Source organism: Prevotella melaninogenica (assembly GCF_018128065.1).
GTDB lineage: Bacteria > Bacteroidota > Bacteroidia > Bacteroidales > Bacteroidaceae > Prevotella.
This window is the reverse complement of record NZ_CP072359.1, coordinates 1340059-1354195: the sequence shown is the minus strand read 5'-3', so window position 1 is coordinate 1354195 and position 14137 is coordinate 1340059. Positions and strand designations below refer to the sequence as shown.

Annotated in this window: 9 protein-coding genes and 2 pseudogenes; 9 read left to right on the top strand and 2 right to left on the bottom strand. The window is 37.9% G+C overall.

Features of this window, described 5'->3' with window-relative positions; all coding sequences use genetic code 11:
• Window positions 1-94 precede the first annotated feature (94 nt).
• From purD to J5A56_RS05440, 5 genes are all read left to right on the top strand, one after another.
• On the top strand, window positions 95-1363 hold the full coding sequence (purD, locus tag J5A56_RS05460; RefSeq protein WP_021671554.1) for a phosphoribosylamine--glycine ligase: 1269 nt from the start codon (window positions 95-97) through the stop codon (window positions 1361-1363).
• Between the two features lie 85 nt (window positions 1364-1448).
• Entirely contained in the window at window positions 1449-2393 is a 945-nt protein-coding gene (locus J5A56_RS05455; protein ID WP_021671553.1) for a hypothetical protein, read from the top strand.
• Complete coding sequence (locus J5A56_RS05450; protein WP_021671552.1) at window positions 2366-2818, top strand: YqaA family protein; 453 nt, start codon at window positions 2366-2368, stop codon at window positions 2816-2818. Before J5A56_RS05455 ends, J5A56_RS05450 begins: the two co-directional genes overlap by 28 nt.
• Before the next feature lie 431 nt (window positions 2819-3249).
• Entirely contained in the window at window positions 3250-4917 is a 1668-nt protein-coding gene (locus J5A56_RS05445; protein ID WP_021671551.1) for a formate--tetrahydrofolate ligase, read from the top strand.
• A 132-nt stretch (window positions 4918-5049) separates the two neighbouring features.
• Window positions 5050-5484 (top strand): hypothetical protein, encoded by a 435-nt coding sequence (locus J5A56_RS05440; protein WP_021671550.1) that lies wholly within the window; start codon window positions 5050-5052, stop codon window positions 5482-5484.
• 19 nt (window positions 5485-5503) lie between these two features.
• Here J5A56_RS05440 and J5A56_RS05435 read toward each other — a convergent pair whose 3' ends face one another.
• The gene (locus J5A56_RS05435) at window positions 5504-6295 is read right to left on the bottom strand and encodes a glycoside hydrolase family 25 protein (protein WP_021671549.1); all 792 of its coding nucleotides are present in this window, start codon (window positions 6293-6295) and stop codon (window positions 5504-5506) included.
• 373 nt (window positions 6296-6668) lie between these two features.
• Between J5A56_RS05435 and J5A56_RS05430 the strand changes: the two genes are divergently transcribed.
• Together J5A56_RS05430 and J5A56_RS05425 are read left to right on the top strand one after the other, a co-directional pair.
• Window positions 6669-7091, top strand: coding sequence for a hypothetical protein (locus J5A56_RS05430; protein WP_021671548.1), 423 nt, complete (start codon window positions 6669-6671; stop codon window positions 7089-7091).
• 175 nt (window positions 7092-7266) lie between these two features.
• The gene (locus J5A56_RS05425; RefSeq protein WP_021671547.1) at window positions 7267-7947 is read left to right on the top strand and encodes a GDSL-type esterase/lipase family protein; all 681 of its coding nucleotides are present in this window, start codon (window positions 7267-7269) and stop codon (window positions 7945-7947) included.
• 381 nt (window positions 7948-8328) lie between these two features.
• Here the strand turns inward: J5A56_RS05425 and dnaB are convergent.
• Window positions 8329-9848 (bottom strand): annotated as a pseudogene (gene dnaB / locus J5A56_RS05420) (replicative DNA helicase).
• A 99-nt stretch (window positions 9849-9947) separates the two neighbouring features.
• Here dnaB and ispE point away from each other — a divergent pair.
• On the top strand, window positions 9948-10787 hold the full coding sequence (gene ispE, locus J5A56_RS05415; RefSeq protein WP_021671545.1) for a 4-(cytidine 5'-diphospho)-2-C-methyl-D-erythritol kinase: 840 nt from the start codon (window positions 9948-9950) through the stop codon (window positions 10785-10787).
• A 23-nt stretch (window positions 10788-10810) separates the two neighbouring features.
• A pseudogene (locus J5A56_RS05410) lies at window positions 10811-14109 on the top strand (UvrD-helicase domain-containing protein).
• Window positions 14110-14137: the final 28 nt, after the last annotated feature.

The window sequence follows — 14137 nt, the reverse complement described above, 5'->3', positions numbered from 1 at the left end:
TCATTGCTTATAATCGTATCTAACAATTAATAAATACCCTTGTGCAGCAAGTCTGCACTCCCCTCCTTTCATCGGAGGGGCTGGGCAAAGCTTTATGAGAATATTACTTTTAGGTAGCGGCGGGCGCGAACACGCCTTAGCATGGAAGATTGTACAGAGTGCAAAGTGTAGCAAACTCTTCATCGCACCAGGTAATGCTGGTACGAGAGCAGTTGGTGAGAACGTTGCAATCGGAGTAAATGACTTTGATAAACTGAAGGACTTCGTTGTCAAAGAGAAAGTTGATATGGTTGTTGTTGGTCCTGAAGACCCATTGGTAAATGGTGTTTATGACTGCTTTAAGGAAGATAGCCGTACCGCGAATGTTCCTGTTATTGGTCCTTCAAAAGCTGGTGCAGTACTGGAAGGTTCAAAAGACTTCGCCAAAGCATTTATGAAACGTCATAACATTCCGACAGCAGCTTACGAAACATTTGATGGTACGACTATTGAGGAGGGTATGCGATTTCTTGAAACGCTCAAGGCTCCTTATGTCTTAAAAGCCGATGGCTTGGCAGCTGGTAAAGGTGTTCTCATTCTTTCTACGCTTGAAGAAGCTAAAAAAGAGTTGCGTGAGATGCTTGGCGGTATGTTTGGTAATGCTTCAGCAAAGGTTGTTATTGAGGAATTCCTTTCTGGTATTGAGTGTTCAGTATTTGTCCTCACAGATGGCACACACTACCAGATATTACCAGAAGCAAAGGATTATAAGCGCATTGGTGAACATGACACAGGCTTAAACACAGGTGGTATGGGTAGTGTTACTCCTGTTCCATTTGCCACAAAGGAGTGGATGAGAAAAGTAGAAGAGCGCATTATTCGTCCAACCGTTGATGGCTTGAAGACAGAGGGTATTGATTATAAAGGCTTTATCTTCTTTGGTTTGATTAATGTTAACGGTGAGCCAATGGTAATCGAGTACAATTGTCGTATGGGTGACCCAGAGACTGAGAGTGTCATGTTGCGCTTGAAGAGTGACATCGTTGACCTCTTTGAAGGAGTTGCTGAGGGTAACCTCGATCAACGACAGGTTGAATTTGATTCACGTTCTGCAGTCTGCGTAATGCTTGTCAGTGGTGGTTATCCGGAAAAGTATGTAAAAGGTTATCCAATTACAGGACTTGAAAAGATTGAAGGCTCTGTTGTCTTTCATAGCGGTACAGCAGTGAAAGATGGTCAGATTGTTACTGCAGGCGGTCGTGTTATCGCTGTGTCTTCTTATGGTGAGAACAAAGAAGAAGCACTTAAGAAGAGTTTTGCAGAAGCTCAGAAGATTGATTTTACAGATAAATACTTTAGAAGAGATATAGGACAAGACTTATAGTCTTAGCTTCTTAAAGGAAAGGAGATAACTTTTAAGTTCTATGATATAGCATTACTTATATGGCTATCTCCATATATTATGTATTATGCAACAAAAACGCATTCAAAATCGAATAGCAGAAAGCCGCTGGACACAAGCATACGTTGTCTCAGCGGCTGCTCTTGTATGGATTGTAGCAGGCTTATATAACCTTGCTGTAATAGTACCAGGTATTTGCCTCTTGTTGTCTACTTATCTTATGATGGAACTGAATAATGCCAATGCACTTATTCGTATCTATAGTAGAATGGTTTCATGCTCGTTTTTGGTTTTTGCTACCATGGCAGTCTTCATGTTTCCCTCTATTCAAGCGGCTATCATCATGTTGGGCTTTGTTGGCTTCTATACTTTTGCATTTCGTTGCTATCAGGATACACATGCACCAGGTTGGACTTTCTATGCTTTTTTCTGTATAGGTATGGCAAGTATCGTTTGGGTACAAGCTTTATTCTTCCTTCCTATACTTTGGATCATTATGCGTACAAATATTCTTTCGATGAGTCCTCGCAATTTTGTTGCTTCTTTACTCGGCATAATACTTCCTTATTGGTTCTATGCTGGATATTTGGCTGTCAAAGGAAATATAACTATCCTTTTAAATCATTTTGCTAAGATTACAGTGTTTGCTGAGCCATTCAATTTTAAATTATTGAATATTAATCAGATATTAACATTGTCATTTGTACTAATATGCGCAATGATAGGTATTGCTCATTTTATAAACCAGAAGCGTAATGACAATATAAGAACACGTTTGTTCTATCAGATTTTTATAACAATAGATGTCGTAACAATAGTTTTTATGTTCCTCCAACCTCAGCACTATGATGCTTTGTTGAGTGTAATGATTGTTACAACAGCACCTTTAATAGCACATTTCTTTGCGCTTACACGTACAAGGATAACCAATTGGATGTTTCTGATTCTCTTATATTCAGCTCTTATCATCACCCTATTCAACTTATGGATTTTTTTACACAATTACTCGTAGATTATGGTTATTGGGGAATGTTTTTATCAGCATTCCTTGCAGGTAGTTTCTTACCTTTTAGTAGCGAAGCGGTGATGCTTGCGTTACTTGCAGCTGGAGTAGACCCCATTTTATTACTTGTTTATGGAAGTATCGGTAATGTATTAGGAGGAATGCTAAATTATGGTCTTGGCAGATTGGGTAAGCTGGAGTGGCTTGAACGTTATTTCCATGTGAAGCAATCGTCTTTAGACAGAGCTTATCGTTTTATGGGTGGACGAGGCGCATGGATGGGCTTCTTTGCTTTTCTTCCAATTCTTGGCAGTGCTATCACCATTGTCTTAGGACTCACACGTGCTAATATTGCTTTGTCGGTTTTGAGTATTACAATCGGCAAGGTGCTGCGTTATGCAGTTTTGATTTGGAGTGCAAACTCCTTATTTTAGTATGCTTTAACTAAAGAATATGTCATTCCATTTATTAGAGATTATTGTTCTCTCCAATAAACCCTAAATAGTTTACTCTTTCATTGTCAACTCCTTTGAATATATAATGCTAAACATAATTATGTTAATGCTTAACACAATTGGTGTTTGCCAACAGCACGGATGGTGTTGGGCATTAGCACATTGGTATTAAAGGGCAAAAATGGTTAACAATAGTCATTATAATGAATGGTATGGCACCAAAGATTGACTAATCATGGAAATGTAGGCGAACACCAGATATAAAAAATAGTCTTTCCGATAAGAAATTAAGTGAAATTGTTTCTTTGTCAAAACGATATTAAAAGCATAAAACTTTTTCCACAAGAAGTAGTTATATTCAAATTTTATTTTTATCTTTGCGACAATAACTTTATAAAAAGAATATAACTATGAAATCTGACATTGAAATTGCACGCTCATGTAAAATGAAGCCAATTGAGGAAGTAGCAGCTACGGTTGGTATCCCAGCTGATTCCTTAGAACATTATGGTAAGTATATGGCGAAAGTTCCTCTTTCATTGATTAATGAAGAGCGAGTAGCTTGTAATCGCCTTGTGCTTGTTAGTTCAATCTCCCCTACCCGTGCTGGTATTGGTAAAACTACTGTTAGTATAGGTTTATCAATGGCATTAAATCGCATTGGTAAACGTTCTGTTCTTGCTCTACGTGAGCCAAGTCTTGGTCCTTGTTTCGGTATGAAAGGTGGTGCTGCTGGAGGAGGATACGCACAGGTTGTGCCTATGGAGAAGATTAACCTTCATTTTACGGGTGACTTCCATGCTATCACGAGTGCACATGATATGATTGCCGCCTTGCTTGATAACTATATTTATCAGCATCGAAGTGAAGGTTTTACATTAAAACAGATTCTTTGGAGGCGTGTTTTGGACGTAAATGATCGTAGCCTTCGCAACATCGTTACAGGTCTGGGAGCTTCTACAGATGGTTTACCTTCGCAATCAGGTTTTGATATTACGCCAGCAAGTGAGATAATGGCAGCATTATGTCTCGCCGACAGTGAGCAAGACCTCCGTCGCCGTATTGAGAATATGGTTTTGGGTATCACCTTTGACGACAAACCATTTAGAGTACGCGACCTTGGCATAGCTGGTGCAATAACAGTACTTCTGATGGATGCTATTAAGCCTAATCTTGTTCAGACACTTGAGGGAACACCAGCCTTTGTTCATGGTGGACCATTTGCGAATATAGCCCATGGCTGTAACAGTTTGGTTGCAACCAAGATGGCGATGTCAGTAAGCGAATATGCTATAACTGAGGCTGGTTTCGGTGCCGACCTTGGGGCAGAGAAGTTCTTGGACATCAAATGTCGTAAAGCTGAGATACTTCCTCGTGCTACTGTTCTTGTTTCAACTTTACGTGGTTTGAAGATGCATGGTGGACTTGTTGACGGTGCGTCACGCGAACAGGAACGTCAAGCACTTGTAGATGGCTTTGCAAACCTTGATCGTCATGTTGAAAATATGCAACGTTTTGGACAGCCAGTAATTGTTACACTTAACAAATATGGTGACGATACAGAGGAAGAAATTGCACTCCTTGCTGATCATTGTAAAATGTTGGGTGTTGGTTTTGCTGAAAACAATGTATTCTTGAAAGGTGGTGAAGGCGCAGAAGAATTAGCCCATCTTGTCGTAGAAACGATTGATAAGCATGGAGCGAAAGAAATCAACATGACTTATGCTGATGATGATAGTATTGAGGAAAAGGTAAACAAGATTGCCAAGAATATTTATGGTGCTCGTTCTGTTATCTTTAAGAAATCGGCGCTCAATAAGCTCGCTCGTATTAAATTATGGGGAATGGAACGATTCCCTGTCTGCATAGCTAAGACACAATTCTCTTTCAGTGAGGATCCAAAACAGGTGGGTGTAGCTAAAAACTTTGATATCACCATCCGTGACTTTGTTATCAATGGCGGTTCTGAGATGATTGTTGCTATTGCTGGCGAAATGATGCGTATGCCTGGTTTACCAAAAATACCTCAAGCTGAAAAGATTGACATTGTACGTGGTCAGATAGAAGGTTTAGCTTAGTAGCAATCAATGATTTTAATTTAAATCTATACTTGTCTGGTTTTCTATGGCTCATAGATAAACTGGACAAGTTTTCTCTTGACACGTGGTGTTATATTACCAGATATAATTTAGATTGTTAACTACAATAATATGAAAACAAAGACCCTACTACTAATCTTCTTTTCTGTCATCCTCATCGGTGCAATTATTTGGTGTGTCAATGTACCTTACCGTGAGGTAAATTTGAATGATAACTTACAAACGCTTCGGAAGAACGAAACTTGTTTTTCTGTTCATGAGTTATATAAAGATAAAGATTGGGATACAATGATAGTTATTAAGCCTTATGATAGTCGTACAGCTTCTGATGAGAATATCGATATGGGCTATGCTGGGGACAGGGCTGCCATCCTTGACAATACTTTGTTTGATAGTATCTGCACGCTTCTATTCATTAAGGGAAACAAGCTCGTTGCCTTCTCAAGTATCTATCGTAATGTAACCGATTTTAATTCGCTGAATAAAGCAAGCTATAAGTCAACTGACAAAATCTGTATCGTCAATAAGATTGTAACCGATTGCTGATAAAATCAGTACAATCTCCTTATTTTGGCATCTTGAAATCATCTACGGACACGCCTTCTCGTAGCTGGTTAATGTCTACGTATGTCCATATTCCTCGAACTCTACCACGCTTACTTAATTGCCATATATCATATTTAGTACCAATCAGTTGTGGTTGAATATTATAGTTTGCAATGAACAGATGATAACGATTAAACTCTGGATAGAGATTCTGTTGATAATAGGTTTCATTGGTATAAATCATTGGTGAGTGCCCTGTTCGTTCCTTTATTAGTCGGATAAACTCGGCAAGATTCTTCTGAATGGTTTCACGTCCCCAATTGCGTGTGCCATCTTTCTCAATATCAACAAGTAATAGTAAGTCTTGTTGACTAAGGTCAATGTTTGCAAGAAAATTATCTACTTGACGTTCCATAGAGGTTCGATAAGTTAGAAAGTGGTAAGAGCCTACTAATAAGCCTTTTTCTTTGGCAGACTTAAAGTTCTTCTTATAGAACGGATCAACAATAGAACTACCTTCTGTTGCCTTGATATAGACAAAGCGTAGTTGTGAATTCTCCTCAACAAGCTCATCCCAATGTATTTTCCCCTGATGGCGTGAAATGTCAAGACCATCAAAATCATTAGTGTAAGGACCCTTTGTAATATCATGATAAGGCCATTCATTACTAACAACAGTACGACGTTTATGCCATGGTTTTAAGTCAATGATAAGGACAACTATCAGCACCGCTAATGCAGCACAGAACCACCACCAAAAACTGTATTTACTGCGCCCTTGCTTCTTGCGCCTACGTTTACGCTTTATCATCTATTATCTTGACTTATAAAGGCTGTCTGGATTTATCAAGCATATTAGTGAGCAAAGCTTCAACAACATGCTATCTGAAAACTTAAATTCATTACAAAGGTAAACATTCTTTTTCAATGCTACAAATTGCTTATAGTTCAAAAATATTATGATTTCATCGACTCCGAGCAACTAAAGTTTACTTTTATTCCATCTTAACCTCATTCTTAACTTTATAAATTAAATGTTAAAGTCTTGTGTATCAGGATTATTTTTCGTAACTTTGCAACGTTAACATGAAACTGAGGCGTGGTAGTAACTCATTCTCACATAGGAACACGCCGTAGAGAGTAGCTCTATTGACCTACTCTTCCAAGGTTTCGGAAAATTTTTAATGATGAGAATTTTAAAAGTAGTAAGTATTTGTTTCTTAATGATTTTCGCTTCACATGTTGAAGTGTCTGCCACAACTGATGGTTTTGATTGGGAACCAGTAATGAAAGCAATCATTCAGATAGAAAGCAAGGGTAATCCAGCAGCCGTAAATGGTTCTTATGTTGGTGTACTGCAGATTTCACCTGTTTTGGTAAGAGAGTGTAACAACATTCTCAAGAGTACTGGTAGTAACAAGCGTTATTCACTTTCTGATCGATTTAGTGCTACGAAGTCAAAGGAGATGTTTGTAATCATCCAGAGTTTCCACAATCCATTGAACAGTATTGAGAAAGCTATCCGTTTATGGAGCGGAGGTATTCGATATAACGTAGCAAAGACACAAGCTTATTTCCGAAAGGTTATGCGTTACATGAATTATTAGAAGCTACAATTATTTAAGAATCCTCTTATTTAAAAGTCAGGCTATCCTTTCCTATGGAATAGATAACCGGACTTTTCCTTTTATATCTCTATCTTTTTCCTTAATTTTGCAGTTAGGAATATATCAGATTAATACTCTGTATTCTAATAGTTTGACGTGGTAAACAAGTGTTTATATGAAGAAAAAAATATTATTCTGTCTCATTCTTTCAGTTACTACCCTATCAATACAAGCCCAGAACGTTACGTTTCATGGCTCAAAACACTATAATATCAAAGTGAATCAATTCAATCAGGAGGGGGCATTGCCTAATAATGCTATTGTCATGTTGGGAGATAGTCATTCTGAATATGGCAAAGACTGGAATCGATTCTTTCCGAATGAAAAAAAGATAATCAATAGAGGAATTATTGGCGATGATAGTCGAGGAATTCTTAAACGATTAAATCAGATTTTACCTTATAATCCCAGTAAGATATTCTTTGAGTGTGGAACAAATGATTTAAGTCATGGATGGACGGTTGAGCGTACATTTCAAGGTGTTATTAATGTTATTAAGACGATTCGTAAAACGTGTCCAAGAACCAAACTTTATATACAAAGTCTTTTACCTTTAAATGAAAATGTTGGTATTTGGAAACTACTTAAAGGTAAGGAAGATATGATAATTCAGTTAAATGAGAAGTTAAAGCGTTATTGTACCGCCAATAATCTTGTTTTTATCGACCTTTATCATCCACTTTTAGGTATTAATTCTAAGGAAATGCATCCTGACTATTGTCGTGATGGTCTTCATCTTACTAATAAAGGATATGAGGTCTGGGCGAATGCCATTCGCACATATATCAATGAATAAACTTAGAATTTAATTTTTACAAAAATATAAATTTTAGTAGATAGAGTAGAAATTATTAGCAAACTTGCTATTGTTTTGTTTTCGGAAATTACTCTGTTTTGTAAAATTAAATCATATCTTTTGATTTTATTGAGGCTTAATTGCATTCAAATTAACGCCCAATTGGCTTCTAAAAGATGCCCTTTCGAAGGCTTACTAACGCCCTTTTGAAGCCCAACTAAGCACCTTTTCTTTTCGCATTTCACAACTATTTGACATCTTGTTAGTTACAAATACAAAAAATAACGGCTAATTTGAACTAAAATAGAGTTCATTAGTCGTCATTTTTGTAATATAATTTCACAACTCTTATGCGGATTGTGACAAATAAATCCACTTTGTTTAGAAAGGTGCCCTCACATCTCCTGTTGGAGGTGGTGGTATCGGATCGTCATTCATTTTGCTGCCAATAATCTCACCTCCCAATGGATCATTAGGTATTGGAGCTGCCAAGTCCAAATCTTCAGGGTTAGCAAATCGAGTGTATTCACCACGGAAGTTAAGCAGCACGTCACCCGTTGCACCTTTACGGTGCTTCGCTATAATAATCTGTGCCATACCATGAAGATCGTTTCCATGATCATCTTGCAGAATATGGTAATACTCTGGACGGTGCACAAAGAGAACCATATCGGCATCCTGCTCAATGGCTCCAGACTCACGCAAGTCACTTAATTGTGGACGTCTACCCTCCTTCGGGTCGCGCTGTTCTACAGCACGACTTAACTGCGACAGTGCTAAGATTGGTATATCCAACTCTTTCGCAAGTCCTTTCAAGGAACGGCTAATCGTAGAAACCTCTTCTTGACGACTGTTAAAACGCATACCGTTAGCATTCATCAACTGCAAGTAGTCAATCATCAAAACCTCTATTTTATGTTCGCGCACTAATCGACGTGCTTTTGTGCGAAGTTCAAAGATAGAAAGTCCTGGTGTATCATCAATATAGATAGGTGCACCTTGCATCTTTCGGATATTTGAGTCGAAGCGTTCCCACTCGTCAGGTGTGAGCTGTCCATTAAGAATCTTGTTGCCAGGTACAGAGCAGACGTTTGAAATCAAACGATTGACAAGCTGCACGTTGTTCATCTCAAGAGAGAAGAAAGCAATTGGTTTACGATAATCAATGGCGATATTCTTTGCAATACTAAGCGCAAAGGAAGTCTTACCCATAGCAGGACGTCCTGCAATAATGACTAAATCGGATGCTTGCCAACCTGCGGTAATCTTATCCAAGTCATGGAAACCACTTGGAACACCTGTTAAGCTACCTTTGTTGTTTGCAGCCTTGAGAAGCAGTTGGTGGGCTTGCTCAACAACTGTATCAATTTGCACATAATCCTGAAGCATGTTTTTTGAGAAATCTCAAACAGAGCACCCTCAGCTTTCTGCATTAACTCATCAATATCTACGGTTTCATCAAAAGCATCAGTCTCTATCATTGATGCAAACTGGATAAGTTGACGTGCCAAGAATTTCTGTGCAAGAATATGTGCATGATACTCAATGTGTGCAGAAGAAGCAACGTTAGAACTTAACTCCACGACATAAGCAGGTCCACCAATATCTTCGAGTGTCCCTTTGTGACGGAGCTCTTCAACCACAGTCATAATATCTACAGGTTTCTGCTGTAGATTCAAAGATTGAATAGCCTCATAAATCTTTTCATGTCGAGATTCATAGAATGTTTCTGGTTTAATGATTTCAGAGACAACTGTAAAGGCATCCTTGTCAATCATAAGCGCACCTAAAACAACTTTTTCAATGTCAGTTGCCTGTGGTTGGAGATGACCGAATGTCGTATCAATAGGAGCTTGCTTGGTCCTACGAGTGCTTTTATTATTATTACTTCTTTCTGGCATACGTTGGCAAAATTACAAAAAATATTCCATTTCTAACATTAATCTTCTAAGCTTTTACTATCTTTGCAGAAAAGAATCTTTAAATTATATTTTCAGACTATGATTACCTTTCCTTGTTGTAAAATCAATCTTGGTTTAAATATTGTTGCAAAACGTCCTGATGGATATCATGACCTTGAAACAGTTTTTTATCCAGTACCTTTATGTGATGCCTTGGAGATAAAGAAGATGGATGACGAGTTTCCCTCTCCTACTCCTATTGACTTAAAGATAACAGGTAATGTTGTGGAATGTAATGAGAGTAAGAATTTAGTTGTTAAGGCATATCGTCTTCTTGCTCAGGATTATAAACTTCCTCGTATTCATGCTCATCTTGTGAAGAGAATCCCAACGCAAGCTGGACTTGGTGGTGGGTCTGCTGACGCTGCTTATATGATCCGACTGCTTGATGAGCGTTTCCGACTAAATATGGGTAATGCGGAGATGGAACGTTATGCAGCTCAATTGGGTGCTGACTGCGCCTTTTTTATCACTTCAGAAATGGCTTATGCAACTGGGATTGGAGAGATTCTTACTCCAGTAGACAATGAAGAGAATAATTTAGAGGGGTATTACCTTGCTCTTGTAAAACCTAATGTGGCTATTTCCACAGCTGAAGCATTTGCTGGTATTACGCCTAAAAAGCCTATCAAGAATTGTCGTGACATTGTCCGTCAACCAATTGACACATGGCGCGCAGAGTTGACTAATGATTTTGAAAAGCCTATCTTTGCAATACATCCTATATTGGCTACCGTTAAAGAAAAACTGTATGAACAAGGAGCTTTGTATGCGCAGATGTCGGGAAGTGGCAGTACTATTTTTGGTATCTTTGGACAGAACCCAAGAAATATAGAGGAACTCTTCCCCGATATGTTCACCTATTGCGTCAGACTCTAATATCAATCTTTACTTAATTTATGGTGGAAAAAGCATTAACAGTTTATAAAGCATCAGCGGGTTCTGGTAAAACCTTTACTTTAGCATCAGAATATATTACCTTAGTAGTAAGAAATCCACAAGATTATAAGAAGGTTCTTGCTGTTACCTTTACTAATAAGGCAACGCAGGAAATGAAAACAAGAATTCTTTCTCAACTGTACGGTATTGCCCATAATCTGCCAGATTCGCAGGCATATTATGAACAGGTATTACAGAAGAGTGGATTTCCTGAGCAAACAATTCGTGAGAATGCTGCTGAAGCGTTATCACTGCTTACCCATCATTATAATGAATTTCGTGTACAAACGATTGATGCCTTCTTTCAGTCTGTATTGCGTAATCTTGCTCGTGAGTTGAATCTTACGGCTAATCTTCGTATAGACCTTAATGATGAGCAAGTAGAGGCACAGGCTGTTGATGAATTGATTAATAGTCTTGAAGAGGGGGAAGAGGTTCTGAGTTGGATTCGCGATTATATCGATAAGAATATAGAAGATGACAAAGGTTGGAATGTCATAGGACAGATAAAGGACTTTGGAAAGAATATTTTTAAGGATTTCTATAAAGACCATAAGGCCGAACTTGATAATCTGTTCAGTAATGCTTCCTTTTTTAACGATTTCATCACGGATTTGCGTAAGAGACGTAAGGATAGTCCAAAGAAGGTAAAAGAGCATGCGGCAAAGATGCTTCAAAAATAAGTGATGCTGGTGTTGATACAAGTTACTTAATCAAAGGACTGTATGGATATATCGCTAAATTGGCAGAGAATGAACCTTCTGATGATGGACCCTCTGCAAATGTGTTGAAATGTCTTGATAGTCCAGATAATTGGTTATTGAAGAAATGTCCAGTTAGAGAGAAAGAGCGTATCGGTGCTCTTATATCTGAATCATGGCATGATGATTTATTACTATTAGAAAAGTATCGGAAAGAATGCTGGTGGGAGTATCAATCCAGCAATCTTACACTTAGGCATCTTTCTCAACTTCGTCTTTTACATGCTATCTCAGAAGCAGTTGATGAGATAAACAAAGACACGAACCGATTTATGCTAAGTAACACGCAGTCATTGCTTAGCACCTTAATGAAAGATTCTGATACGCCTTTCGTTTTTGAGAAGATGGGAGCTTACTTGAAGCATATTATGATTGATGAGTTCCAGGATACAAGTACTATTCAGTGGAACAATTTCCGCAAGTTACTTGATAACTGTATGGCACAAATAGAATCTCATAACTTGATTGTCGGCGATGTTAAACAGAGTATTTATAGATGGCGTCAAGGTGATTGGAAATTGCTAAATAATATTGAGCATGACTTCTCTAACGAACAAATAAAGATTGAACCGCTTGACACGAACTATCGGTCAGAAGAGAATATAATACGATTTAACAACGCTTTCTTTACGTATGCTGTAAAGCAAACGGTGGAAGAGTTGGAAAAGAATAATATTAAAGACGCTGTTCAATTAAATGAAGCTTACAAAGAGATTGAACAGAAACCAAGAAAGGAAAGCAGACAGGGATGTGTACGTGTTAAGCTCTTTCATTATAATAAGAGTATCGCTGGAGAGTATAAAGAGAATGTTCTTAATGAACTTGTTGGTAACATAAATGAACTACTTTCTCGAGGTTATAGACAAAAGGATATTGCTATCCTTGTTCGATCAAAAGGCGTTATTCAAGATATTGCGGATAAATTCTTTAAAGAGTTTGGTACAGATGTTAGTATTGTCTCCGACGAAGCTTTCCAATTAGATGCTTCGTTAGCTGTCAATATTATTATTGCTGCTCTCCGCCTACTTATGCATCCAGATGATAAGCTTACAGAGGGTAAGTTGATTAAGCTCTATCAGCAACAAGTTTTGCAGACAGGGAGAGATAGTAATGCTTTGTTTGTTGATGCCAGTACTAATGATATAAAGTATTTTTTACCAAACGATTATGTTGATAACTTTGAGTCTTTGTTAAGGCTATCGCTTGTTGACCTTGTAGATGAGATTTATTCGCTCTTTAATCTTGGCAGTCTTGAAGGTCAGAGTGCATACGTATGTACATTCTACGATACACTGAATGAGTATTTGAGAGACCATCCTGCTGATATTGACGATTTCATCGAAGAATGGGAAGACACTCTTTCAAGTAATACTATTCAAAGTGATGAAGTTGATGGAATACGCTTGATAACTATTCATAAGAGTAAAGGTCTTGAATATGATAACGTTCTGATTCCATTCTGTGATTGGGAGTTAGAGAAAACAAATGGTAATACAATATGGTGTCCAGGTGATGATAAGGAGAAACCTTATGGTGAATTACCGTTGATTCCAGTTGATTTTTCCAAAAAGATGTTAGGTACTGTCTTTGAAGACGATTATAAGGAGGAGCATCTACAAAATACAGTTGATAACATGAACTTACTTTATGTTGCCTTTACACGTGCTGGAAAGAATCTATTTATTACTGGGAAAAAGGCTTCTAAAACAACTTTTACTAAACTACAAAATGGTTATACGACTACAGATCGTTCACAGATTATACAATTAGTTATCAATGAACTTGCTAAGGAGTTGACTGGAGCAACAATTGATGATGCTGGTGGAAATGAACCCATCAGCTTTGAATTTGGTACTCTGTCGGAGTGTGTTAAGCGTGTAGAAAAGGATAAGTCTACGGAGAACCCTTTTGAACTCACTCCTAAGACATATAAGTTAAAGATAGAGACTTTCCCCCACCCTGTTAGCTTCAGACAAAGTAATAAGAGTCATGACTTTATCAATGGTGAGGATATTGACTCGTCAGATGCAAATCGTTATATAAAGGTTGGTAATATTCTTCATCAACTTTTCTCTACGATTCTCACTGAGACTGATATAGAACCACGCTTGAAGGAGTTAGAACAAGAAGGAGTTATATATAATGATGATGTTACGTCAAGAGAGTTGAAGGATAAGATAGCAAATGCTCTGAGCAATGACAAAGTGAAGGATTGGTTCAGTTCACGATGGAAACTCTTTAATGAATGTACTATTCTTGATTACGATAAGGAGAGTGGAGATATACATGAATATCGCCCCGACCGTGTAATGACCGATGGAAAGGAGATAATTGTGGTAGACTTCAAGTTTGGTAAGCCACGAGATGAATATTACGAGCAGGTACAACGCTATATGAGTTTACTAATGCGTATGGGTTATGAAAAAGTGTCTGGCTATATTTGGTATGTTGTTAGAAATGAAGTTGTACCAATTTCTTCGCTTCCACAAAAGGTTGAGTAATGCATATTACTTACTTCATTAATTTTCT

Excerpts from the sequence above, each read along its gene's own strand:
- purD (WP_021671554.1), top strand. The coding sequence starts at position 95 with ATGAGAATATTACTTTTAGGTAGCGGCGGGCGCGAACACGCCTTAGCA.
- J5A56_RS05430 (WP_021671548.1), top strand. The coding sequence starts at position 6,669 with ATGATGAGAATTTTAAAAGTAGTAAGTATTTGTTTCTTAATGATTTTC.
- J5A56_RS05425 (WP_021671547.1), top strand. The coding sequence starts at position 7,267 with ATGAAGAAAAAAATATTATTCTGTCTCATTCTTTCAGTTACTACCCTA.
- J5A56_RS05455 (WP_021671553.1), top strand. The coding sequence starts at position 1,449 with ATGCAACAAAAACGCATTCAAAATCGAATAGCAGAAAGCCGCTGGACA.
- J5A56_RS05450 (WP_021671552.1), top strand. The coding sequence starts at position 2,366 with ATGGATTTTTTTACACAATTACTCGTAGATTATGGTTATTGGGGAATG.
- J5A56_RS05435 (WP_021671549.1), bottom strand. The coding sequence starts at position 6,295 with ATGATAAAGCGTAAACGTAGGCGCAAGAAGCAAGGGCGCAGTAAATAC.
- J5A56_RS05440 (WP_021671550.1), top strand. The coding sequence starts at position 5,050 with ATGAAAACAAAGACCCTACTACTAATCTTCTTTTCTGTCATCCTCATC.
- J5A56_RS05445 (WP_021671551.1), top strand. The coding sequence starts at position 3,250 with ATGAAATCTGACATTGAAATTGCACGCTCATGTAAAATGAAGCCAATT.
- ispE (WP_021671545.1), top strand. The coding sequence starts at position 9,948 with ATGATTACCTTTCCTTGTTGTAAAATCAATCTTGGTTTAAATATTGTT.